Source organism: Veillonella sp. (assembly GCF_032470285.1).
Taxonomy (GTDB): domain Bacteria; phylum Bacillota; class Negativicutes; order Veillonellales; family Veillonellaceae; genus Veillonella.
In genome coordinates, this window is record NZ_JAWEKP010000003.1 from 133,833 (window position 1) to 157,334 (window position 23,502).

A 23,502-nucleotide genomic window follows, 5' to 3' on the forward strand; every position below is an offset into this window, starting at 1 on the left:
CTACACCTCACGTGCCGTATGGCCATAATTTTTCATAGAATAAGGAATACAGAACGGACGATCTGTCTTAGGGTCATTCATGATTGTAGAATCTACACCAAATACATCTTTCAACATTTCATTATGGAAGATAGTATGAGGCGTACCTTCGTATTGAATTTTTCCATCCTTCATGGCAACTAAATTATCGGCAAAACGAGCGGCTTCATTAAGTTCGTGAATAACCATAACAATCGTTTTGTTATAAGCTTTATTCAAATGCTCTACTAAATGTAATACATCCATTTGGTGAGATACATCAAGGAAGCTCGTAGGCTCATCAAGGAATAGAATGTCTGTATTTTGAGCAATAGCCATGGCAATCCATGCCCGTTGCCGTTGCCCCCCAGACATATTTGTAATGCCACGATCTGCAAACTGAAGTAATTCAGTCTCCTTCAAAGCCCACTCTACAATTTCTTTATCCTCTTTTGTAGTACGGGCAAATAAGCTGCCTTGATGCGGTGCACGACCGTACATAACAAGTTCACGCACTGTAATTTCACCAGGTGCCGTTGGATTTTGAGGCAAAATAGCAACCTTTTTTGCTAGTTCTCTACTACCATAAGAACCGATAGATTTACCATCTAGTAAGACATCGCCATCCATTGGTCGAATAATACGACAAATAGTTTTTAGTAAAGTAGATTTACCACAACCATTAGCGCCAATTAATGCTGTTACTTTGCCTTCTGGGATCGTAAGATTTAAGTTCTCTATAATTTTTGTATCACCGTAACCAGTAGTTAGGTTTTTAACTTCTAATTTCATTTATATTTCCCCTTTTACGCTTTTGTTTTTGCTAGAATATACAAGAAGTATGGTGCCCCGATTAAAGCTACAATAATCCCTAAGAGGATTTCATCAGGCGCAATAATGGATCGGCCAATCCAGTCGGCAGTGACCACTAAAATAGCTCCAATTAGACCTGTTAATGGCAAGAAATAGGCATGATCAGCACCGACTAAGCGGCGTGCAATATGCGGGGAAATAAGCCCTACAAAACCAATGCTGCCACCGATAGCTACACAGAACCCAGATAAAAGAACTGCAATAATAAGGTATACAAATCTAGAGCGATTTATATGTACACCAAGCCCAATCGCTGTTTCATCAGCTAGGCTCAATAAATTTAGCTCCATATAACGGGCATAGAGAATGAGTGATAATACAATGACAACTGGCGCAAGCACCCATACATGCTCCCAAGTATTACCCGAAATAGTGCCGATGGTCCAAGTATTAACTAAATAAAATTTATTAGGGTCCAAACGCGTTACGAGTAAGACTTGCAATGCATGGAATCCTGCACTCATAGAGATACCTGTTAAGATTAAACGATATGGCGAAATAATATCTCTACCGCGACAAGATAGAAGATAAATTAAAATCGCTGCCACAACAGCCCCAGCTACGGCAACAGTAGGTAATGTCCAAATCCCCCACGCCGTTGTAGAACCTGCAAAATATACTAAAAGAACTACACCTAAACCAGCACCAGCATTTACGCCTAACAAGCTTGGACTAGCCAATTCATTCCGAGATATAGTTTGAAAAATTGCACCAGACATAGCAAGGCCCATACCAATAAATACAGCCAAGATGGTGCGAACTAAACGGAAATCAAAAACTGTGAGTTTTTCTACATCATTACCACCGCCAAAGAGAATGCGAATAAGATCAGATGTAGACATATCACTAAAGCCTGTATGAAGATGTCCATACATGGCACCTAACAACATGAGCGTCATAACGAAAGAGTAGGCAAAAAAGCGTTTTTTCATCTTATTTTCCTCCCTTACGATTTGCTAAATAAATAAAGAATGGAACACCGACAAGAGCAGTAATGGCACCTAATGGTGTTTCGAATGGGGGATTTACGATACGAGCTACAACGTCAGCAATCATAACAAGTACTGCACCAAAGAGTGCAGAGAATGGAATTACAAGACGATAATCGATGCCTACCAGTTTACGTGTTATATGTGGAATAACGAGACCTACAAAGCCGATCGGACCGGCTAGAGCAACAGCAGAACCGCTAAGAATAAGTACAGTTAAACCAGATAATACACGTACACGATTTAAATTACTGCCAAGACCAATAGCTACCTCTTCGCCAAAGCTTAAGAGCGTAACAGATTTAGATACGTACATGGCAATAAGAATACCAATGAGTGTCCAAGGTAATACGAGTAATACTTGTTCCATACGAATACCACTAATACCGCCTGCAGTCCAAAAGCTTAACTCTTGTGCCACTTGGAAGTACACAACAAGCATATGTGTAACAGCCACAAATACTGCACTAATAGCCGTACCTGCAAGTGCAAGATATACAGGAGTAGCTTTACCACCTACGCGTTTAGCAAGAGCTAAAATGAACAGTGTTGCCAATGCGGCCCCACCGAAGGAAAACAAAATACTTCCATTTAAGGTTAAATAAGGAAATAAAATCATCCCAACAGCTAAACCAAAACTGGCACCTGCGTTAATCCCCAAAATAGAAGGACTTGCCATAGGATTGTTGGTAACACCTTGCATCAGTGCACCTGATACGGCAAAGCTGATACCTACAACGATACCTGCTATCATACGTGGCAAGCGCAATGTTTGAACGATCATCTGACCTATACTATTAGGATCATAGTTAGTAAAGGATAAAGTAATATCATCTAGGCTGATATAGCGTATCCCAATGAAGAGTGAACCAAGAGATGTGGCAATTAAAATAGCTAAAGCCAGTATACCTAGTAGCGTAGTTTTAGCTGCGCGCCCTCCCCTTGTTTCTACGTCATAATTGCTCATAAGAACTCCTTACAATACGAAATACTATAGAATTTACTGATACATTATATCAACAATGCTCTATCTATTTCAATAATAAATCTCAGTATCATTTATAGCAATAATGCAATGTTAAAAACAAAATAAGTAAATCTTTATAACTATACAGAATTATATCCAACAATTTTTATTCCTATAATCATATATAAACATTATTTCTATAAAAAAAGAGCAGTAACCTTAAGGCTACTACTCTAAGTTATGAGTAAATATTCTGATTTGATGTACAATAAAATATATTTAAAGCACTAAATTTACCTATTTAATTGATTCCTATTATTAAAAAATGTTTTATACGCTAATTGACAAGTAATAAAGCAAGCAATCGATATAGTAGATAAACTCATAAATGTCACGATCATTTGATATTTTACAGCTTCAAGTGGAGGCATCCCCGCTAAGATAAGACCTGTCATCATTCCTGGTAAAGCCACGATTCCTAAAGTCTTAGCGCTATCCACAGTAGGTTGCAATCCAGTCTTTATAACATCTCGCACGATGGCTTTTGACGCTTGCTTAGGCGTACTTCCTAACGCTAGTTTAATTTCCACCTCTTGTTGGCGTAACTCAAAATTTGATAGCATTTGCCGATAACAAAGGCCAATTGCTACCATAGCTCCACTAATAACCATCCCTCCAACAGGAATCACCTGATAAGCAGTAAAGTTAAGTACGCCTGTTAGAAGCAAAATCAATAACGTAATACTTGCACCTACGGTTATAGCAAACCAAGAAATCCATAGCGCATAAGGAATTCCCTTTCCCCGCTTAGAAGAATTATAGGCTGCATTAATAGCCATAAAACCTAATAATCCGATTATGAATATAGGACTTTCAGTACTAAAAATATAAGCTAAAATAAAGCCTATAACAAATAACTGTATGGTAGCTCGTAAAGCACTTATAAAAATATCTTTCTCTAACTTCAACTCCTGCCGATAGGACATAAACATACTTATAATAACTAATATAGATGCAAGACATAATGACATGGCTGAAATAGCATGAAATTGACTCACCGTAATACCTCCTCTTTAGCTAATGATCCATCTACAATTGTAATGCGGCGATTAGCCTTACGTAAGCTTTGTTCCTCACTATGTGTTATTGCTATGATGGTCATCCCATTATTATGAAGTTCATCGATTACCTGTTCCACGATAGCCGTGTTAACAGCATCTAATGCAGAGGTAACCTCATCTAAAAGCAATACTTTAGGTTCAAAGATAAGGCTTCGAATGAGACAAATCCGTTGCATTTCTCCACCAGATAGTTCATCATTATGGCGCTCAAGATATTCAATAGGCATATGAAGTAAATCGAAAAGATATTTGATACGAATCATATCAGGTTCCATACCTCGAATATCATAAGGGAACAAAATATTACGACGCACCGTTTTTGCAAACAAGTAAGGTCTTTGAAAGCAATAACCTACCTCTTTTCGATAACTTTCTGGATCTATAGTGGTTAAATCACGTCCATTATAAGTAATAATCCCTGAGGTAGGACTAATCAAATCACTGCATAATTTTAAAAGTGTACTTTTACCACTACCAGAAGGGCCTACAACAGTGAGATACTCTCCTTCATGTACAGATAGAGACACATCACGGATAATAGACTTTTCGTTTACAACATAGGATATATTAGATAACTCTAATAGTGCCATAATGCCTCCGATCATATTTCAAGACTCTATGATATATTTAATAATCACTTTAAATTATATTATACCAATACAACTTACACCATAATAAACAATAAAAAATCCCTAGTGGAAACCACTAGGGATTAATAGTCTTGTAAAATTAAGCTTCTACAGGGTATACGCTAACTTTACGGTTATAACGACCAGCACGTTCAAATGCTACTTTACCAGGCACAAGTGCGAATAAAGTGTCATCTTTACCGATACCTACGTTAGTACCAGGGTGGAAGTGAGTACCACGTTGACGAACGATGATGTTACCGCTCTTTACGATGGAACCATCATGACATTTAACACCAAGACGTTTAGATTCACTATCACGACCGTTACGAGTACTGGACACACCTTTTTTATGTGCGAACAATTGCAAATCAAAAGTAAACATTAAGTTCACCTCCTATATTTCGTGAATTTGGACAAACTCTGGATATTGACGGCTAATTTCCTCCAAACCGAGAAGCATAGTCCCCAGAATATCCTGTCCACTCTGATTAATCGTACCAGAGAGAACTATATCACATTGACCTTCGCTATTCGTATACTCACCTTCTTGTTGAGCAATTTGGGTGAGGCCTAACATTGCCGTTGCCGATAAGGCAGACACTGCAGCACATACGATATCGAAGCCATGTTCATCATATCCTGCATGACCGGACATATGACAACCAATAACTTGACCATCACTATTCCGCTGGATTCCAATGGAAACCATAATTAAGCTTGGATAGATTCAATACGAACTTTTGTGAACGGTTGACGATGGCCTTGACGACGACGGTAGTTGGATTTAGCTTTGTATTTGAATACTAAAATCTTTTTACCTTTACCATGCTCAAGAACTGTACCTGTAACTTTTGCACCGTTTACAAGAGGAGCGCCAACTTTAACGTCGCCGTCATTCACTACAGTCAAAACTTCTTCGAATGTAACGGAATCGTTAGCAGCTGCTTCCAATTTTTCGATAGTAATTACATCGCCTTCAGCAACGCGATATTGTTTACCACCAGTTTTAATAATTGCGTACATGAGAACACCTCCTTGTTATCGAACTCGCTGAATTCGGTATCCCGACCCGAACTTCGGTCGGGCGTTTAAACCTGCTTCACGCGGATTGCAAAGTTCAGAAAACCGAACTAATACTGATATAGTATATACTATTTACACTATCATGTCAAACCAAAAACTACAGAATTCGCCTAGTTTTTAACACTTATATATACAGAGCTTTAAAATTCTCCGATAATTCCAAGGTGCTGTAAGAGTATCTTTGTACCGATGAGAATTAATACACCTCAACCAACTATATCTGCATATTTTCCAACAAATTGGCCCATAAATTTACCTAAGTACACACCAATTAAAGAAATGCCAAAGGTAATAATACCAATCATGGTAGAAGCTTCCCATACATTAATAGGTAAGAACGCAAAGGTCAACCCTACAGCCATCGCATCGAGACTGGTTGCTACGGAGAGCATCACCATCTCCCAGACACCTAAAAATTGCTTATCATCGTCCTCTTCATCATCATCGCTAAGCCCTTCTCGAATCATAGCGATACCTAAATAGCCAAGAAGACCAAAGATAATCCAGTGATCCCAATCAGATATGACATCGATAAATTGACGTCCTATGAGCCAACCGATGAGGGGCATTAGGAACTGAAACAAGCCAAAGAGAAAGGCCAAAGTGACCTTCCGACTATTCTCACCTACAGGCATTGTCAGCCCCTTACCAATAGATACGCCAAAAGCATCCATGGCAAGACCAATACTAATTAATACAATTTCAAATATAGACACTATACTCACCTATAAACAAACTACTTACTTATTCGGCTATAGCCATCAAGGAATATCCTTCTCGACTAATTTGTGGATTTACTACAATAGAAATCTTGCGACCTATAGACCCACCTAAATCCTCGACAATAGCTTTTGTTAAATACTGAGCCACCTCCGGATGAACTTCGATTTCTAGATTCGTTTTAATACGTCCTGATTTAAATAACTCGCGGATGCGACGCACAATCTGCATATATACAGTACGACCCGACAACATATAGCCCGTACCACCGCATTGAGGGCATGTATCAAACATCAAGGTTTGCAAGCCTTGGCGAGCTCGTTTTCGCGTCATCTCTACGAGGCCAAGCGAACTAATGCCGCATACAACGGTTTTCATTTTATCTAACTTAGCTTGTGCCCCCAACAATTTTAATAACTCTTGTTGATGTTCTTTATCTTTCATATCAATAAAATCGATGACGATAATACCACCGATATCACGCAAGCGCAATTGACGACAGATCTCTTTTGCCGCCTCTTTATTGACTGTAAAAGCTAAATCTTCTAGCTTATTAGATTTACCAGTATAATGAGCAGAATTTACATCAAATACGGTGAGAGCCTCCGTATGATCAATACGGATTGACCCTCCAGAAGGAAGATTAATATCGCGAGAGATAAGATCTTCCAATTGAGGTTCAATGTGATTTGCTTTAAAAATCGGTGTGCTATCGCGATGACGTGTTACTTTAATTTGTTGCGATGTAGGGCCATGACCTAAGAGATCCATCAATCGATCTTCACCCATATCGGAATCGACGATGATTTCTTCTACATTGCGATGAGCATAGTCCCGCACAAGACGGAACCAGAAATCTGCGTCACTATATAAATCTGTACCGCTCTTAGCCACCTTAAAGCGCTTCAACACATGTTGCCATGTACGCCACAAGTAATCCATGTCACGGCCTATTTCATCAGCACTAGCCTTAGCTGCCGCAGTGCGAATAATAAAACCGCAACCTTCTTGTACATAAGGTGCTGCTAATTCTTGCAACTTTGCACGCAAGGCTTCGTCAGTAATCTTTTTAGAAATATGCATGCCTTCAGAATACGGTAAAAGCACCATAAAGCGGCCCGCCAAACTGACATCAGCAGTTACGCGAGCACCTTTACCAAGCATTTCTTCTTTCACTACTTGAACGAGAATTTGTTGCCCCACAGATAAGCGTGGCAAAATTTTCTGTTCCTTCCCTTGTTGTAAGTTCAAGTACGCATTTTGAGAGCCCCCAATATCAACAAAGGCCGCTTGCATACCATTCAATACATTCTTTACTGTGCCTTTGTACATATGATTTGCCATATGAGACTCATCGGTACGCTCCAAGACAAAGTCCACTAGCTGACCTTCTTCATCGATAACAGCCATGCGAATTTCTTCGCGCATAACATTGACCAAAATTTTATGCATCCTATCCCTCCCTTCTTTATCAGCTAAATTATAATTAGTAATTAATCTCTAATGGCGTATAGCGACCTTCTTCGTTTTCTACCATAATGGCTTGACGGTGAATTTCGTAATCCGAAGTAATAGGCCAATTATACTGTTCTTTACCAAGATTCCATACTTCGCTAGGTTTAATAGTCCCTTGCGGATAAATACCGATGCCCATTGTAAGAGTCACCATGTCATCCTTAATAGAGGCTACGACCGGTTCTTTTACAAACTCTTTTACATCAATGGTACGAGTTTTCTTAGGTGTCACCTTTTCATAAGAAATTTCCGTTGCTTCATTAAAAGGTTTAAGTAACGCATCCCAATCTGTATTTTTATCTGTCACAGGACCTGTTACCTCATAGATAGCAAAGTTACAGATGGCCATCATTTTTTTCACCTTTTCAGGCATTTCTTTACCATCTAGGACCTCAAGACCAGGAGGCGCTACACGATTTAAGCGGTCCATAATGGACTCTAAACTATCATCTTCGAGCACATCCATATCGATATATTCAGCTGCTGCCGTTACGCCTAAAGCAAGTGCAGAGGAAAAGCTAATTTTCATATGAGGATTAAAGCCTTCAGAATATGCCATTTTAATTTCTGCGCGACGAATCATACGCTCTACAGCTTGAGCATAATCAAGGTGTGACAGGAATCGTAATTCTTCGCCCTTATTTAAGGCCAAACGTAACTTTTTCAACTCTGCCACCCTCCTTATAGTCAATAATAGCTGTATTGAGCTCTGGACATACATTACAGCCCTTACATGGAGCTCGACGACAATCGCCTGTAAGATTAGCTGCTACCGCTTGCTCCCACTCACGCTTTAAGAAAGCTTTACTTACAGTACAATCTAAATGATCCCAAGGCAATGGCTCATCGAAATCTCGTGTACGACGTGCAAAATACGCAGGATCCAATCCGCAGTCAGCGAATGCTTTCAACCAAGCTTCATAGTTAAAGAACTCAGTCCAACCATCAAATTTACAACCAGCTTTCCAAGCCTCTACGAGAACTTTAGATAGTCTACGATCTCCGCGAGCAAAAGCGGCTTCCATGTAGCCAGTATAACCATCATGATAGTGATAAGAAATGTTACGATTATTGATGAGAGACTTCAAGTAACGTTGTTTACGATGAATCTCCTCCACATCTTCTTGACCATACCATTGATATGGAGAATGTGTTTTTGGTACGAAGAAGGATACGCTCACCGTTACAGAACCATTACGTTTGCCTGTAATATCACGGTGCAAGTCGAGCACCTTGTAAGCAAGATCCGCAATACCAGCCAAATCTTCGTCTGTTTCTGTAGGAAGGCCCATCATAAAGTATAATTTAACTGTATTCCAGCCAGATTTGAAAGCATTAGTACAGGCCGCCAATAAGTCTTCTTCACTAACGCCTTTATTGATAACGTCACGCATTCGTTGCGTACCTGCTTCAGGAGCAAAGGTAAGCCCGCTCTTGCGCACTTGCTGTACCTTTTTCGCAATATCAATAGAGAAGCTGTCGATACGCAAGGACGGTAAGCTAACACTAACTTGTTTATCTTTAAACTCTTCCATGAGCATATCTACAAGCTCAGGTAATTTGGAGTAGTCTGCAGAGCTTAAACTCATCAAGGATATTTCATTGTACCCAGTATTGGCAATCGTATCTTTAGCAATTTGCAACAAACGTTCTGGTGTCTTTTCACGGACAGGACGATATAACATACCAGCCTGACAGAAACGACAACCACGAGTACAACCACGGAATAGCTCCAATACAGCACGATCATGCACTATATCAAGGAATGGTACAACAGGCTTTGTTGGATAGAATACATTCTCTACATCCTCTATAATACGTTTCTCAACGGCTGCTGGTACGTCTTCAAAACGCGGCATAATCGATTTAAAATCGCCTTGTTCTGTATATTCAACATCGTATAAAGCTGGACAATAGGTACCAGGAATTTGAGCTACTTTGCGCAAGAAGCCTTCTTTACCACCTGGGAAGCCTTTCGCTTTTTCTGCTTTGAATAGGTCGATAAACTCATCACCCCACTCTTCAGATTCCCCGAGGGATACGATATCAAAGAAATCTGCAATAGGCTCTACATTATACGCACAAGGGCCGCCGCATACGAGCAATGGGAAGTCCATATCGCGGTCCTTAGCATACATTGGAATACCTGCTAAGTCGAGCATATTCAAGATATTTGTAAAGCTCATTTCATATTGAAGCGTAAATGCTAACACATCAAAGTCTTTAATAGGCGTACGTGTTTCTAAGGAAAATAATGGAATATTACGCTTCCGCATCTCCTCTTCCATATCATGCCACGGTGCAAATACGCGCTCGGCTACCGCATCTTCACGACGATTTACGAGACCATACAAAATCTTGATGCCCAAATGACTCATGGCCACTTCGTACACATCGGGAAAACCTAAAGCCATAGTTACATCAACAGTACTGTGATCTTTCACGATACTATTGTATTCGCCGCCCGTGTAGCGAGCAGGCTTTTGGACATGTTGTAACCATGACGTATCTAATTGAATCATACATCCTCCGTCTTTAATGAAAGACTTCTTTCACAATCAATCCTATGAAAGGATATTAAAATATATATTTTGTCCGCTGTCTAGCAATATTTAATAAAATGCCAATGCTCAGCATATTAGTTGTTAGCGCACTAACACCATAGCTAAGGAATGGCAACGGAATCCCCGTTACAGGCATGATACCAATCGTCATGCCTACGTTTACGAGCACTTCAAAGGCAAACATCGTACCAATACCCGTTGCTAATAACATACCGAAATTATCATTGCAGGTATATGCTACTTGAATGCTGCGATAAATAAGCATAAACAATAATAGCAATACTACAATGCATCCTACAAAGCCAAATTCTTCGCCGATTACAGAAAAGATAAAGTCCGTATGATTTTCTGGTAAAAAGTTCAACTGACTTTGAGTACCATTAAAGATACCTTTACCAAAAATCATACCCGACCCGATGGCAATCTTAGATTGAATAATATGATAGCCAGAACCGAAGGGATCAATATCTGGATTTAAAAATACTAGAATACGTTGCTTTTGGTATTCTTTCAGTACAAACCAACCTAAAGGCATCAAGAGTAACGCCACGCTCGCAATGATTTTTATAAGCTTTGTTTTGATACCAGATATAAAGAGCATCCCTACAAATATAGCAATATATACGAGGGATGTCCCCAAGTCAGGTTGTAAGAATACGAGAAGGATAGGAATCCCTACATATAACACTGGCATCAATAGGGATTTAAAAGTATCTAACTTGCCAATGCGCGGTTCTAGCATTTTAGCCATACAGATAATCATCAATAGTTTAGAAAACTCTGAAGGCTGAATAGTAATTGGCCCCAGTTGAATCCAACGCTGTGCACCTAGTGCGGAGGTACCAACTACCATAACTGCAATTAACATAAGCATGGTAATCACATAAATCATATTCCCCCACCCTTTAAGGCGATGATAATCTAGAAATTGCATGCCTATAACGACAGCTATATTTGCTAAAAAGAATACGAGTTGTTTTACCACTAAACTACCAAAACCGATAGCTTCATGATTCACATGGGTAGCACTACCAATAGCTGTAAGACCAATTCCGACAAGTAATATAGTACATATGATGATAGTCCAATCGCTATCTGTCCATATTTTACGCCACATCATATCACCTATTTCAACTTGCTACGGCGCCATAAGCTTTGTTTTCCTTGCACCAATAAGCGTTGCGTGGTCCAACCACCACGATTAATGTAATGAACATTGTTAGAATCCTCAAAAATAGACTCACCTACTGTTGCAAGACTTGGTGTACTATCTTGCTCCTTCGATGTTTTTTTCTTAGTTACATAAGCATCGAAGTGCTTTTGTACATCGTAGTCTTCCCAACAATCACCGGTAGTTACATAATCAACAAGAGGTGCTAACATAGCTTTTAGTTCACTAGAAACAAATTCTAACAAACGACCATCTTGTGTATAGGTCAAAATATCCTCATCATAAGGAATTATAGCCCCTACATATTCAGCGCGAAGGACTTCTAACATATCATATAAATGGATATCCTCTCCATCGATAGGTACTGCATTAAAAGCAATAGCATAATCACGAATATTATGTTCTTGACATACTTGAATCATGCGTGCCCCATTACGCAAGGATACCCATAAAGGATGCGTCACCACGATGCAGCGATTTACTAATTCTAAAATAGACTCTATGCCCTTACCGATACCAGCAGGAGCATCAATTAAAATATAGTCATATGTCTCAGAGAGGCGACGGACTAATTTTTTATATTTTTTACGACCTATATCTTCCCAACGAGCACTTTGGCTAGCTGGTAGAAAATCTAAGTTTTCAGCAATTGATACGATGGCATCATCCATATAGTCTTTATCTTCGCTCGCATCTAATGCGTCGTAAATAATTTCATTTGCCACTCCTAACACAAGGTCTAAATCGCGCAATCCAAAATCTCCATCACAGAGCAATACGCGATGCCCTGCATTGCTTAAGGCTGAACCCAAGCAAGCGGTAATCGTAGTCTTACCTACGCCCCCCTTACCGGATACAACGCCGATTATCTCGCCCATACTAATCCTTTCTTGGTTGTCCACTAGTTACCGCATTCTGAGGTTTTTGCCCTTTATTAATACTTGTCCCCGTAGCAGTTTCCTTATTGCTCTTACTATTTGTATCATTAGATTTCTTATTCACTGGTACATTGAAGTACGCAGCCAATATATCTCTTACGATAGGCCCTGCAGAGCCCGCACCAAAGCTACCTTGCTCAACAAGTGCAACCACTACAATTTGTGGCTTATCATATGGTGCATAGGCTACAAACCAGCCGTGATCTCTGCCATGTGCATTCTCTGAAGTACCTGTTTTACCAGCTACATCAATAGGGAATCCTTTAAACAACTCCCCTGCTGTACCACCTTCATTAGTAACATCACGCAAGCCTTCGCGAACAAGATCCATAATATTTTTTGGTACAGGTAAGATACCGAGCTTGTCTGGGCCAAAGATTTCTTTTGGCGTGCCATCCTTATTATCAATACGGCTCACTACATATGGGCGGTATTTAATGCCACCATTTGCTACTTCACTGAGCATAACAGCCATTTGTAATGGTGTCACCAAAGTAAAAGACTGACCTATGGCCGCATCAAAGGTTTCACCTAAATACCAATCTTCATCATACACTTTGCGTTTATAAGCAGGACTTGCCATATTACCAGAGGCCTCACCAACAAGATTGATGCCTGTCTTTTCGCCAATACCAAAGTAGCCAGCATATTTTACAAGTCCTTCTATGCCAACGCGATTGCCCATTTCATAGAAGTAAACATTATCTGATTTTGCAAGAGCTTTATTAAAGTTAAGCCACCCTAATGCTTCACCTTCTGCATTTCGTTTATCGATAAGCCAATGTTTACCACTATCAAAAATCATTTCTTCAGGGGTAACCTTTTTAAGATCTAAAGCCGCCGTACCTGTAATAATCTTGAACGGAGAACCTGGTGGATATTCACCAGAAATAACCTTATTATCAAATGGATGATTCTTATCGTTATTCAATTGATTCCACTGTGCCGTTGTAATCCCCTTCGCAAACCAATTAGGGTTAAACTCAGGGGCGCTGACCATGGCCAAAATGGCACCCGTATTTGGATCCATTGCTACTACAGCAGCTCCTTGAGCTGGAATGCCTTGGGCACGCAACTGTTCTAATTGGTTCTTAACAGCTTCTTCAGCAGCCTTTTGTAGATTTGCATCTATTGTCAAATGAATATTAGATCCAGGCACTGTATGCTTTCTATCTACCTCCGCAACCGGTCGGCCTGTAGCATCAACCTCTACCTGTTTACCACCATCAGTGCCACGCAAGATGGAATCATATAGTTTTTCAAGACCAGAACGGCCTAAAATAGTACCACCACTAATAAGGGTATTTGGATCTTGCTGTTTTAGCTCTTCTAATTCTTCTTCGCTCACTTCACCCACATACCCAAAGAGCTGAGAAGCCATCGTTTCATATGGATAATAGCGAAGTGGTTCTACATCTATGGTAACACCTGGTAATTCATGACGATGCTCTTCGATGCTTGTAACTACATCCATAGAAATATCATTAGCAATACGAATTGGCTCATAACCATATTTATGATCATTTACCTTTTTTGTAATATCTTCTGGTTTAATTTTCAGCAAAGTTGCCAACTTAGCAACTTCACCTTCGTCTAGAGCCTTCCCCGTAGGCAAAATGGAGATAGTGTATGCCGGTCTAGAACCTACTAAGATCTGACCATTTCGATCGTACATAATACCACGAGCAGCTGTCATGGATACCATGCGCAAACGGTTGCCTTCTGCCTTAGCTTGGTAATAACCACCAGACAAGATTTGCAACGACATCAGGCGTAATGCCAAGACTATAAATATGCCGGCTACAATGTAAAAGAGTACATCAAAGCGATTCGTTTTTCTTCGTTTATAGAGGCCTTCAAGCACTCTTTCACCCCCTTAATCCTTACCAAATATAACCTTGTTGTTCATCATCTTTACGCCATAACAAACCATGCACAATAGCGCCTAACAAGCCATTCCAGAACATCACGGGTAATACCATATGCCACAAGTATAGTCCAAAGTGCAAATCGCCACCACTAGCTAATATCATAAAGCTACGAATAACGCCATCTAGTAGCGTACAAGTAGCTACTATACCGCTAGACCAATACCAGCGTTCTTCATAGATACGATGCTTTACGGCAGATAGTAGGTATACCACAATTACGTAAGGGAATAGATGGAGCCCAAAAAAGTTAGATATCAATACATCATGTACGATACCCCCAACAACAGCGGATATCAGCCCCATACGACGACCTTTAAATAAAGTAATCATAACAATTATCGTCAAAATTAAGTTTGGTAACCAATTTGTATGGAAAATAGTAGGCAATAATTGCGCTTGTATAAAATATATTAAAAATCCAGAGAGAGCTAAAGCTAGACGCATCATTGTTTAACGGCCCCCTTTGCACCCTCTACTTGATCTCGTTGTGTTTGAGGCACAAGTTTAGGTTCAAGTTCTGGTTTTTGTGGTGCACTTAGAGAAGACGAGGTAAGCACAAAAACTTCTTCTAAACGATGAAAATCTACACTCGGTGTGACTACCGCATTTTTAACAAATCCTTCCGAATCATTTTCGATAGATTGCACGTTGCCAACAGGTAGACCTTTCGGATAAATGCCTCCATATCCAGAGGTAATCAACTTATCACCTACCAATACATCACCATCACGAGCAATATTTACCATAGATGGTGTACGAGGTGTATTGCCATTACCTTTTACAACGCCAGACAAACGAGATTCAGGTCGTTGTACAAGGATACCTATTGCGCTACGCGGATCAAGAATGGTTTGAACGCGAGCAGAATGCGGATATACATCTGTAATAAAACCAACGACACCACTAGGTACAACAACAGCCATATTAACTGCCATACCTTCTTCACTCCCTTTATCAATGGTGAAAGTATTTGTCCAAGTACCGTAATCCTTTGTAATGATACCTGCTAGGGTCATGGAGAATTCTGGATGGCTACTCTTATAGTTTAAAAGCTGACGAAGGCGAATATTCTCTGCTACTACTTCATCGTAGTTAACTACCTTTTGTTCCAATGTAGCTTTACGAGATGCTTCCTCTTCACGTTCGATAGTAGAGAAAATAGCATTATTAAGTACTGTAAAGCTAGTTTGGACGCCCTCTAATAAACGAGCTGACCCATAAGAGAAAGGCGTTGTAATTCCTTCAAGGGTAACCGTAACAAAGGGAATACTAGTCCGTTGCTTCCACGCAAAGCCGAGCAATGCCATTAGGATACAACCAATGACAACGATGATAATTAACTTTTTATCTGACTGTATCATGCTAGTCTCGGCCCTTTCTATTCTTAGAATTTACAATAAAACGCGATAAGCTCACCAAATCAGATGAGGCCCCATTAAGGCCTACCACAACTTTTGTTTCAGGTGCTTCAGGAACGTGAACAGGTACACCTACTTCAGTACCAATCCGATCCGCTAAGCCAGATAGTCTTGCCGTACCGCCAGTAAGCCATATGCCATGTTGCATAATATCAGCCACGATTTCTGGTGCCGTAGCACGAATCATTTGCTTAACCTCATCTAAGAGTCCTATCAAACATTCATTTACAACTTGGTACACTTCAGATTGATGAATCACACAACGTCTACCTAAGCCGTTCATCATATCGCGCCCCTGAAAGGCATACTCTGCATCCTCTAAAGGAGCGATAGCTGTACCTAATGTATGCTTAATATCTAATATGGTCTCATCAGATACGATAACGCCAAAACACTCACGCACATAGCGCAATAAGGCATTATTAATATCAGAACCACCAAAACGAATTGTTTTGCTATCTACGATACCACCTAAAGAAACAATCCCCATATCAATAGTGCCACCACCGATGTCAATAACCATAGATCCTTGCGCTTCAAAGATAGGCACACCACAACCAATAGCAGCTGCCACAGGTCGTTCAATGAGGAATACCTCTCGAGCACCAGCTTGAATAACAGCATCCATCATAGCTCGTTGCTCAACATCGGTCATGCCACAAGGAACCCCTACGACAACGCGGGCTCGACGCAACGCATTAGACACCTTATTAAGAAAGTAGCTAAGCATAGTATGCATAACACGATAGTCAACGATAAATCCATCCTTTAAAGGCGTTAACGGACGCCACATATCGGGCATGCGCAATACGAGGCGCGCCGCTTCATCACCAACGGCTACTACTTTTTCTTGTTTTGTATCAGTTGCTATAATCGATGGTTCGCTTATAACAGTCCCTCGCGTCCCCCCCATGAGGCGCGTTTGTATGGAACCAATATCTATACTTACATCTTTTCCTAGAGTAGGTAAAATGGAACTCATAGTAATTTCTCCTTCATTACATCATCATTCCATTTTACCATATATAACGCGACTTTTTCCATTGATATCAGTACCTTTCCTTTTGTTAAAAGCACAGATAACGCATAATCCCTGTACTCATAAGTCATACATAAAAATTACATAACTTCATACATATAATCTCATACACAATAAGGAAAAGCACTCATTTATAGGAACTTACCCATGCGTCAAAATTAGGTATAGTTCAAAATGAGTGCTTTTAATAATCTTACTTGGCTTTGTTCAGTTTATTTAGGCTCAGCTCAATTTACCAATTTCGCTGAGGCTCGTAAATTCATTATCCCCTATAACAATATGATCAAGTACAGGAATCCCCATAAATTGACCAGCACTAACAAACATTTTCGTTAGCCGTATATCTTCATCACTTGGTCTACTATCACCTGACGGGTGGTTATGGATTAGAATAATAGCCGCCGCATTGCATGCTATAGCTTTTTTAAATACTGCTCTTTGCTCTACAAGGCTTGATACCAATCCACCATTAGAGATATGCTCCAACTGAATAAGCTTATTTCGAGATGTTAGCATGGCAGCCCACACATGTTCCACATCTTCGTGCCGCAGTCGTTCCATCACATATTGAGCTATTACAAAAGGTTGCGAAAAATCTTCATAAGTCTCTTTAATCTTAAGCTCCCCTAGACGCCTACCCATTTCAAGTGCTGCACATAGCGTCACTGCTTTATCTCTACCAATACCCTTGATTTTGGTTAGATTATCTACGGTCATTCGGTTAAGACCATATACGCCATCATCAAAGGATTGTACGATATCACTTGCCAAAGAAATCGCAGATTGCCCCTTTACCCCTGTACGCAATAAAATAGCCAACAACTCCTCCATCGCCATATGTGAAGGGCCTAAGGCGAGAAATTTTTCTCGCGGGCGCTGGAATGGTAGCATATCTTTTACACTTACTGTTGGTACTTCCATAGAATCTCTCCATTCAAATAGATAACACCATTTGTAAATCAAACAATAAACACATCTACTCTCTTAAAAATTATTCAGCACAGCACAGCACAGCACAGCACAGCACAGCACAGCACAGCACAGCACAGCACAGCACAGCACAGCACAGCACAGCACAGCACAGCACAGCACAGCCAATTATATCACTATCTGTCTAATACGCTAGTACTATTTTGCCCCTAACGCCTTGCACAGTTCCTCGTATACATGTTCAACTGGTAACCCTACCACATTAGTATAAGAGCCCTCTATTTTATCTACCCATAATGCACCTTTTCCTTGGATGCCATAAGCTCCAGCCTTATCCATCGGTTCCCCACTAGCAATATAAGACTCAATTTCAAAGGGTGCTAATTGTTTAAAATATACTTTTGTTTCATTGTGAAAAACTATCTCCTCCCCTTTGATGAGTAACGCGACTCCAGTGATTACAGAATGTGCTCTACCCGATAAATGCTCCAACATATGGCGTGCATCGGATTCATCATGTGGCTTTCCTAATACTTTATTATCAAGGACAACAATAGTATCTGCGCCTAACACAATACTTCCGTCTGGAACACCTACAGCACAACGAGCCTTACCTAATGCTTGGGCTTTCACCATTTCAATAGGGTTGTCGTAACCCTCATTAGATTCCTCATAAGTACTGGATACAACAGTATGATCAATCCCAACCTGTGTTAATAATTCAGTTCTACGTGGTGATTGACTCGCCAAATATAATCCAGCCATATACGCTCCTTCGTATTAAAAAACTTGTACATAAAATTCTTGGTATAACTAAACTATCCTGCCTATCCCCCAGAACTTACCATCCCTTACATAGTTGTTCCTTTATCTTCTTTTGAAGAAATTAATCTTTCATAATATTCTTGTACATCTTCCCCATGTTTTACCGCATCAGCTCGCACCGCTGCATAAAATACAATATCCGCTTGAGGCACACGAATACGGCCAGGCACATGCTCTTCTAATATTTCAAAGAATCTATCGTCGGCTTTCAACAGCAAACGACCATTTTTAACTTTATTTCCATCTACAATAGAATACACAAGAGACCAAATCGGGCGCGGGTCAGAGGTAGAACATTTTCTATATTTATAGCGGTATTTAATATTTGTCAACAACTCACGTTCAAACTTGAACACCCCATCAATCATGTTATAATCTACTTCAAAATGACGATTTCTAAAGATAGAGTGCTCTTCAATCACAAGCTTTGTATCTGTCAAAATATATGTATATCTACTAACAGCCTGTTTAACCATAACAATGATGGCCATGATTTCAATAAAATACTCAGCTAATAAAACCGTATGTAATTGAATACTGCGATACGTTGTATAAGCTGCTGCACACAACAATAAAATCACAAAAAATACTACCAATAACTCTGCACTTCTGGTGCGCTGAGATTTTTCTTCATATAATACTGTCATGCTTTACCCCTTTTAAAGAAATCACTAATTAATAACTATACATCCTATTATAAGATATTCTATGCATAAAAACTACAAAAACCCCGTCCATATCCGAGATATAGACGGGGTTTTATGACTCTATTAGTCACTCAGTTCAGATGCGAACTATATTATTTTTTCAACGCTGCTGTAATACGTTGAGTATCACGAGCAATCATGATTTCTTCGTTTGTAGGAATTACAAAGATTTTAACCTTAGAGCCTTCAGCACTGATTTCTTGTTCTTTACCACGAACATTATTGCGTTCAGAATCAATACGAGTACCTAAATATTCCAAACCGTTACAGATTGCATCACGGTTACCAATACCGTTTTCACCAATACCAGCAGTAAAGATGATAGCATCTACACCGCCCATAACAGCAGCAAAGGCACCGATTACACGGCGAACTTTGTAATGGAACATATTCAATGCCAATTGTGCGCGTTTATTGCCGTTAGCAGCAGCTTCTTCAATCACACGGAAGTCATTGGATACACCAGAAATCCCTAATACACCGGATTCTTTATTCATAACTCTATCGATTTCTTCATAGGTCATACCTGTTTTTTCCATCAAGAATGGAACGATAGCAGGGTCAATATCACCTGTACGCGTACCCATGATCAAACCGGACAATGGAGTAAAGCCCATTGTAGTATCGATGGAGCGACCACCTTTAATAGCAGCCACAGAGGAACCATTACCCAAGTGGCATGTGATGATACGAAGATCAGTCATATGTTTACCCATTAATTCTGCACAACGTTGTGCTACATATTTATGGGACGTACCATGGAAGCCGTAACGACGAATACCATAATCTTCATAATAAGAGTAAGGAAGCGCATACATATATGCTTCTTTTGGCATAGTTTGATGGAATGCAGTATCAAATACAGCAACTTGAGGTACATTTGGCATAATAGCTTCACAAGCTTCAATACCTTGAATGTTTGGTGGGTTATGCAATGGTGCAAGAGAAGCACATTCTTCCAATGCTTCCATAACTGCTGGAGTAATCAATACGGAATCAGCAAATTTTTCACCGCCGTGTACTACACGGTGACCTACAGCATCGATTTCATCCATGGAAGAAATAACACCAAATTCAGCATCAACTAAAATATCTAGCAAAATGCGAAGCGCTTCTTTATGGTTCAAAATTGGTTCAACCCGTTCTAATTTATCTGCATTAGGACGTTTGTGAGTGAAGATAGCATCTTGATCACCAATCTTTTCAAAAAGACCTTTTGCCAATTCTGTTTCAGTTGTCATATCAAGTAATTGATATTTCAAAGAAGAACTACCGCAGTTAACTACTAATACGTTCATCGATTAACCCTCTTTCTGTTGTGTAACTTGAATCTTGTTTTGAATTTCTTTGCTGATATCAGCACCTACCTGATCCTTTTCAGGATATTGGTAGACTATATTCCACAATACGCCATGATCTAAGAATACGTATTGAGAAATTCTAAATATTTGTCCTTGCGATGTAACAGTAACATCAAGCTTTTTAGCAGATGCACCTTCTAATGCTACGGACTCTTCTTTGATGGTCGCGCCTACTTTAGCAAATTCAGACTTACTGTGATTAATATACTCATCTACCGTAGGTAACGGTTTATTTTCACCAGGCCGTAAAGCCTCAACCTCAATTACCATATGTTCTGTAACAGATCCATAAATATCGATTGGATACCCCTTATCAGACATATTTTTTGTACTTTTACCCATTTCATAAGGCAAAGCAATGGTAATTTCAGATTGACCAGCACGGATAACTTGATGGCCAAAACTATATGTATCCATTACATTTGTAGAGCCACATCCCGCCATTGCTAGCAGCACAGCACCGAGCAGAGCCCCTTGTAATGTACGTTTCCAATTTTGTTTCATCATATACCTCACATCAATTCAGCATTTACAGTTAATTATAGCCTATAGTGTCAAGAAAATCTATACTAAACTTAATATTTGCACATAACATCATTTCTATAACCAGACCTTTTATATGGATATCATGAAATGTTATTTACAGCATTTCTTCGCTTTGTTACACTAACAATAATGAAAGGAGTCACTATGAAAACAATCGGTATCATCTGTGAATATAATCCATTTCACAATGGACATGCGCATCAATTACATACCTTAGCACAAGAGCATCCTGAAGCGCTGCGCATTTGTATCATGAGTGGTTCCTTTGTACAACGAGGAGAACCTGCTATTTTTTCTAAATTTGACCGTGCTCGTTGGGCTATTCTCGGTGGTGCAGACATCGTTATCGAGCTACCTACACTCTATTCTTTGGGTAGTGCACAACTGTTTGGAACAGGTGCTATTCGCATGGTAAAAGCTTTACATATCGATGCACTCTCCTTTGGTTCTGAAACGGCTGATCTAGATACACTCGTTGATATAACTAAACGTATGGATTGTGAAAGTACTCAAACAGTATTACGGACCTATATTAACGAAGGTATGTCCTATGGCTCTGCCTTCCGTAAAGCCCTTAATACAGAGATGCTCAACACCCCTAATGCACTGTTAGGACTTGAATATATTCGGGCAGGACTTACCTATTATCCTTCCTTAAAATATATACCAATCTTACGCACATCAGATCATCACGACGCGAATATTACAAAAGATTTTCCTTCTGGTACAGCATTGCGTAAACTTATAACAAATATGGCTACAGGTAGTAACAATTGTAATAAAAATAGTATCTACACTTCTACAGATATAGATACAACGACAAGTACAAATTCAACTGCAACTGCAACTACATTAACAAAATTAAATACACTAAATAGTAAAATAGAGTTACAACTTCAGTCAATCATTCCTAAGACTATTGCAGACGATATGACTAATATAATTTCTAATGGTGCTTATGTAAACTATAACCGCTACTATGATATGGTCCATACCTTAAGTCGTCGTACTTCAACTAAGGAGCTAGAAAGCTTTGGAGAGTTCAGTGAAGGCATTGAACACTTATGGTCCAAAGCGGCCCAACAACCTACGTGGGACCTGGTTATGAAGCAAATAAAATCAAAGCGCTATACCTATGCCCGTTTACAACGAATGGGAGCCTATCTCACCTTAGGAATACAAAAAGATTTACTACAAAGTGCTATACAGGAATCGCCACAATATGCTCGTTTACTGGCCTTCAACGATAGAGGTCGTCAATGGCTTCGAAATGATTTTGAAATACCACTTATTCAAAAATGGGCCAAAGCACCTAATGAATTAAATACGTTGGGACAAACGATGCATCAAATTGATACATTAGCTACAGATATACAAGCCTTATGCTTACATAATGAAGTTAAACGAATGGGTCATATGGACTACACCTATACGCCACAATACATAAAATAAGCAGAACTACAATCTGGTAGAAACATTCTGCACATAAATATAAGAGTCAAATAATTTAATTTTATTAAGTTAATCATCTTATTATATAGTAATACTCAAAAAGAAGAAGGGGTTACAATACAGATTATTCCTGTATTGTAACCCCTTCTTCACCATCCAGATCAGCGACGGCAACGCGTACACTTTCAAGATGTGATGTAGGAATATTTTTACCTACATAGTCCGCTCGTATAGGCAATTCACGATGACCACGATCGACGAGGACGGCCAATTGAATAGATCTTGGTCTGCCAGCCGTCATTAATGCATTTAAAGCAGCACGAATAGTACGGCCCGTATACAAAACATCATCTACAAGGATAATTGTCTTTTCCGTTGTATCAATCGTACACGGTTCCCCCTCTTTAGGACGAGCATCACGATCATCACGATACACTGCAACATTCAAAGACTCACAATCAATATGAATACCTTCTATACGCTCAATTTCCGCTTGTAAACGTTTTGCCAAAATGACACCACGCCGTTCAATACCTACAATTAACGCATTAGATAAACCTTTATTGCGTTCTAAAATTTCATGACTAATACGACGAATCGCACGCATTATAGCGTCTTGATCCATTAATAAGCGTTTCTTTTCCATATATACGCCCTTACAGCATAGGATTGTTCTATGCCCCTATATCCAAATAAGTAGTA

The 23,502-nt window shown here is 39.6% G+C and carries 24 protein-coding genes and 1 pseudogene; 1 reads left to right on the plus strand and 24 read right to left on the minus strand.

The genetic code is table 11. The features are described 5' to 3' along the window. The 23 genes and pseudogenes from E7B10_RS04785 to E7B10_RS04895 all read right to left on the minus strand — a co-directional run bounded on the left by E7B10_RS04785 (position 1) and on the right by E7B10_RS04895 (position 21,306). Complete coding sequence (locus E7B10_RS04785; RefSeq protein ID WP_120055415.1) at positions 1-810, minus strand: ABC transporter ATP-binding protein; 810 nt, start codon at positions 808-810, stop codon at positions 1-3. 14 nt (positions 811-824) lie between these two features. Beyond that, the gene (locus tag E7B10_RS04790; protein WP_024061978.1) at positions 825-1,823 is read right to left on the minus strand and encodes an iron ABC transporter permease; all 999 of its coding nucleotides are present in this window, start codon (positions 1,821-1,823) and stop codon (positions 825-827) included. Between the two features lies 1 nt (position 1,824). Beyond that, entirely contained in the window at positions 1,825-2,847 is a 1,023-nt protein-coding gene (locus tag E7B10_RS04795) for an iron ABC transporter permease (RefSeq protein ID WP_004698649.1), read from the minus strand. Between the two features lie 293 nt (positions 2,848-3,140). Beyond that, on the minus strand, positions 3,141-3,905 hold the full coding sequence (locus E7B10_RS04800) for an ABC transporter permease (protein ID WP_287507297.1): 765 nt from the start codon (positions 3,903-3,905) through the stop codon (positions 3,141-3,143). Then, a complete protein-coding gene (locus tag E7B10_RS04805) occupies positions 3,902-4,558 on the minus strand; it encodes an ATP-binding cassette domain-containing protein (protein WP_119563216.1) in 657 nt (218 codons plus the stop codon). The genes E7B10_RS04800 and E7B10_RS04805 overlap by 4 nt, the downstream gene beginning before the upstream one ends. 139 nt (positions 4,559-4,697) lie before the next feature. After that, positions 4,698-4,982 (minus strand): 50S ribosomal protein L27, encoded by a 285-nt coding sequence (gene rpmA, locus E7B10_RS04810; protein ID WP_004696430.1) that lies wholly within the window; start codon positions 4,980-4,982, stop codon positions 4,698-4,700. 12 nt (positions 4,983-4,994) lie between these two features. Continuing rightward, positions 4,995-5,309 (minus strand): ribosomal-processing cysteine protease Prp, encoded by a 315-nt coding sequence (locus E7B10_RS04815; RefSeq protein WP_004698521.1) that lies wholly within the window; start codon positions 5,307-5,309, stop codon positions 4,995-4,997. 2 nt (positions 5,310-5,311) lie between these two features. Then, positions 5,312-5,623 (minus strand): 50S ribosomal protein L21, encoded by a 312-nt coding sequence (gene rplU / locus E7B10_RS04820; protein WP_105086659.1) that lies wholly within the window; start codon positions 5,621-5,623, stop codon positions 5,312-5,314. 200 nt (positions 5,624-5,823) lie between these two features. Continuing rightward, positions 5,824-6,399 (minus strand): annotated as a pseudogene (locus tag E7B10_RS04825) (manganese efflux pump MntP family protein). A 28-nt stretch (positions 6,400-6,427) separates the two neighbouring features. Then, complete coding sequence (locus tag E7B10_RS04830) at positions 6,428-7,855, minus strand: Rne/Rng family ribonuclease (protein ID WP_105086661.1); 1,428 nt, start codon at positions 7,853-7,855, stop codon at positions 6,428-6,430. A gap of 34 nt (positions 7,856-7,889) precedes the next feature. Beyond that, a complete protein-coding gene (locus E7B10_RS04835) occupies positions 7,890-8,585 on the minus strand; it encodes a TIGR03936 family radical SAM-associated protein (protein WP_105086662.1) in 696 nt (231 codons plus the stop codon). Then, positions 8,557-10,440, minus strand: coding sequence for a TIGR03960 family B12-binding radical SAM protein (locus tag E7B10_RS04840; protein WP_278604973.1), 1,884 nt, complete (start codon positions 10,438-10,440; stop codon positions 8,557-8,559). The genes E7B10_RS04835 and E7B10_RS04840 overlap by 29 nt, the downstream gene beginning before the upstream one ends. A 55-nt stretch (positions 10,441-10,495) precedes the next feature. Beyond that, positions 10,496-11,599, minus strand: coding sequence for a rod shape-determining protein RodA (gene rodA, locus E7B10_RS04845; RefSeq protein ID WP_083791376.1), 1,104 nt, complete (start codon positions 11,597-11,599; stop codon positions 10,496-10,498). An 8-nt stretch (positions 11,600-11,607) separates the two neighbouring features. Beyond that, positions 11,608-12,531, minus strand: a complete 924-nt coding sequence (locus tag E7B10_RS04850; protein WP_128114056.1) for an AAA family ATPase — start codon at positions 12,529-12,531, stop codon at positions 11,608-11,610. A gap of 1 nt (position 12,532) precedes the next feature. Further along, a complete protein-coding gene (mrdA, locus tag E7B10_RS04855; protein ID WP_008714278.1) occupies positions 12,533-14,455 on the minus strand; it encodes a penicillin-binding protein 2 in 1,923 nt (640 codons plus the stop codon). Positions 14,456-14,474: 19 nt separating this feature from the next. Then, entirely contained in the window at positions 14,475-14,969 is a 495-nt protein-coding gene (gene mreD / locus E7B10_RS04860; RefSeq protein WP_287507292.1) for a rod shape-determining protein MreD, read from the minus strand. Further along, complete coding sequence (gene mreC / locus E7B10_RS04865) at positions 14,966-15,883, minus strand: rod shape-determining protein MreC (RefSeq protein ID WP_004698531.1); 918 nt, start codon at positions 15,881-15,883, stop codon at positions 14,966-14,968. The genes mreD and mreC overlap by 4 nt, the downstream gene beginning before the upstream one ends. Before the next feature lies 1 nt (position 15,884). Further along, positions 15,885-16,922, minus strand: a complete 1,038-nt coding sequence (locus E7B10_RS04870; protein WP_004698656.1) for a rod shape-determining protein — start codon at positions 16,920-16,922, stop codon at positions 15,885-15,887. Between the two features lie 279 nt (positions 16,923-17,201). Beyond that, a complete protein-coding gene (gene radC / locus E7B10_RS04875) occupies positions 17,202-17,900 on the minus strand; it encodes a DNA repair protein RadC (protein WP_004696456.1) in 699 nt (232 codons plus the stop codon). A gap of 207 nt (positions 17,901-18,107) precedes the next feature. Further along, positions 18,108-18,674 carry a nucleoside triphosphate pyrophosphatase gene (locus E7B10_RS04880; protein WP_004698546.1) on the minus strand — a complete coding sequence of 189 codons (567 nt, stop codon included), beginning with the start codon at positions 18,672-18,674 and terminating at the stop codon, positions 18,108-18,110. A gap of 86 nt (positions 18,675-18,760) precedes the next feature. Beyond that, positions 18,761-19,381, minus strand: coding sequence for a hypothetical protein (locus tag E7B10_RS04885; protein ID WP_105086664.1), 621 nt, complete (start codon positions 19,379-19,381; stop codon positions 18,761-18,763). A 152-nt stretch (positions 19,382-19,533) separates the two neighbouring features. Beyond that, entirely contained in the window at positions 19,534-20,739 is a 1,206-nt protein-coding gene (locus E7B10_RS04890) for an acetate/propionate family kinase (RefSeq protein ID WP_278466384.1), read from the minus strand. Positions 20,740-20,742: 3 nt separating this feature from the next. Continuing rightward, on the minus strand, positions 20,743-21,306 hold the full coding sequence (locus E7B10_RS04895; protein WP_004696462.1) for a hypothetical protein: 564 nt from the start codon (positions 21,304-21,306) through the stop codon (positions 20,743-20,745). Positions 21,307-21,492: 186 nt separating this feature from the next. Here E7B10_RS04895 and E7B10_RS04900 point away from each other — a divergent pair, with 186 nt between their 5' ends. Next, positions 21,493-22,800 (plus strand): nucleotidyltransferase family protein, encoded by a 1,308-nt coding sequence (locus E7B10_RS04900; RefSeq protein ID WP_287511191.1) that lies wholly within the window; start codon positions 21,493-21,495, stop codon positions 22,798-22,800. 124 nt (positions 22,801-22,924) lie between these two features. Here the strand turns inward: E7B10_RS04900 and pyrR are convergent, their stop codons facing one another. Beyond that, positions 22,925-23,446, minus strand: coding sequence for a bifunctional pyr operon transcriptional regulator/uracil phosphoribosyltransferase PyrR (pyrR, locus tag E7B10_RS04905; protein WP_004696466.1), 522 nt, complete (start codon positions 23,444-23,446; stop codon positions 22,925-22,927). Positions 23,447-23,502 lie beyond the last annotated feature (56 nt).

Excerpts from the sequence above, each read along its gene's own strand:
- E7B10_RS04785 (WP_120055415.1), bottom strand. The coding sequence starts at position 810 with ATGAAATTAGAAGTTAAAAACCTAACTACTGGTTACGGTGATACAAAA.
- E7B10_RS04790 (WP_024061978.1), bottom strand. The coding sequence starts at position 1,823 with ATGAAAAAACGCTTTTTTGCCTACTCTTTCGTTATGACGCTCATGTTG.
- E7B10_RS04795 (WP_004698649.1), bottom strand. The coding sequence starts at position 2,847 with ATGAGCAATTATGACGTAGAAACAAGGGGAGGGCGCGCAGCTAAAACT.
- E7B10_RS04805 (WP_119563216.1), bottom strand. The coding sequence starts at position 4,558 with ATGGCACTATTAGAGTTATCTAATATATCCTATGTTGTAAACGAAAAG.
- rpmA (WP_004696430.1), bottom strand. The coding sequence starts at position 4,982 with ATGTTTACTTTTGATTTGCAATTGTTCGCACATAAAAAAGGTGTGTCC.
- E7B10_RS04815 (WP_004698521.1), bottom strand. The coding sequence starts at position 5,309 with ATGGTTTCCATTGGAATCCAGCGGAATAGTGATGGTCAAGTTATTGGT.
- rplU (WP_105086659.1), bottom strand. The coding sequence starts at position 5,623 with ATGTACGCAATTATTAAAACTGGTGGTAAACAATATCGCGTTGCTGAA.
- E7B10_RS04830 (WP_105086661.1), bottom strand. The coding sequence starts at position 7,855 with ATGCATAAAATTTTGGTCAATGTTATGCGCGAAGAAATTCGCATGGCT.
- E7B10_RS04840 (WP_278604973.1), bottom strand. The coding sequence starts at position 10,440 with ATGATTCAATTAGATACGTCATGGTTACAACATGTCCAAAAGCCTGCT.
- rodA (WP_083791376.1), bottom strand. The coding sequence starts at position 11,599 with ATGTGGCGTAAAATATGGACAGATAGCGATTGGACTATCATCATATGT.
- E7B10_RS04850 (WP_128114056.1), bottom strand. The coding sequence starts at position 12,531 with ATGGGCGAGATAATCGGCGTTGTATCCGGTAAGGGGGGCGTAGGTAAG.
- mreD (WP_287507292.1), bottom strand. The coding sequence starts at position 14,969 with ATGATGCGTCTAGCTTTAGCTCTCTCTGGATTTTTAATATATTTTATA.
- mreC (WP_004698531.1), bottom strand. The coding sequence starts at position 15,883 with ATGATACAGTCAGATAAAAAGTTAATTATCATCGTTGTCATTGGTTGT.
- E7B10_RS04870 (WP_004698656.1), bottom strand. The coding sequence starts at position 16,922 with ATGAGTTCCATTTTACCTACTCTAGGAAAAGATGTAAGTATAGATATT.
- radC (WP_004696456.1), bottom strand. The coding sequence starts at position 17,900 with ATGGAAGTACCAACAGTAAGTGTAAAAGATATGCTACCATTCCAGCGC.
- E7B10_RS04880 (WP_004698546.1), bottom strand. The coding sequence starts at position 18,674 with ATGGCTGGATTATATTTGGCGAGTCAATCACCACGTAGAACTGAATTA.
- E7B10_RS04885 (WP_105086664.1), bottom strand. The coding sequence starts at position 19,381 with ATGACAGTATTATATGAAGAAAAATCTCAGCGCACCAGAAGTGCAGAG.
- E7B10_RS04890 (WP_278466384.1), bottom strand. The coding sequence starts at position 20,739 with ATGAACGTATTAGTAGTTAACTGCGGTAGTTCTTCTTTGAAATATCAA.
- E7B10_RS04895 (WP_004696462.1), bottom strand. The coding sequence starts at position 21,306 with ATGAAACAAAATTGGAAACGTACATTACAAGGGGCTCTGCTCGGTGCT.
- E7B10_RS04900 (WP_287511191.1), top strand. The coding sequence starts at position 21,493 with ATGAAAACAATCGGTATCATCTGTGAATATAATCCATTTCACAATGGA.
- pyrR (WP_004696466.1), bottom strand. The coding sequence starts at position 23,446 with ATGGAAAAGAAACGCTTATTAATGGATCAAGACGCTATAATGCGTGCG.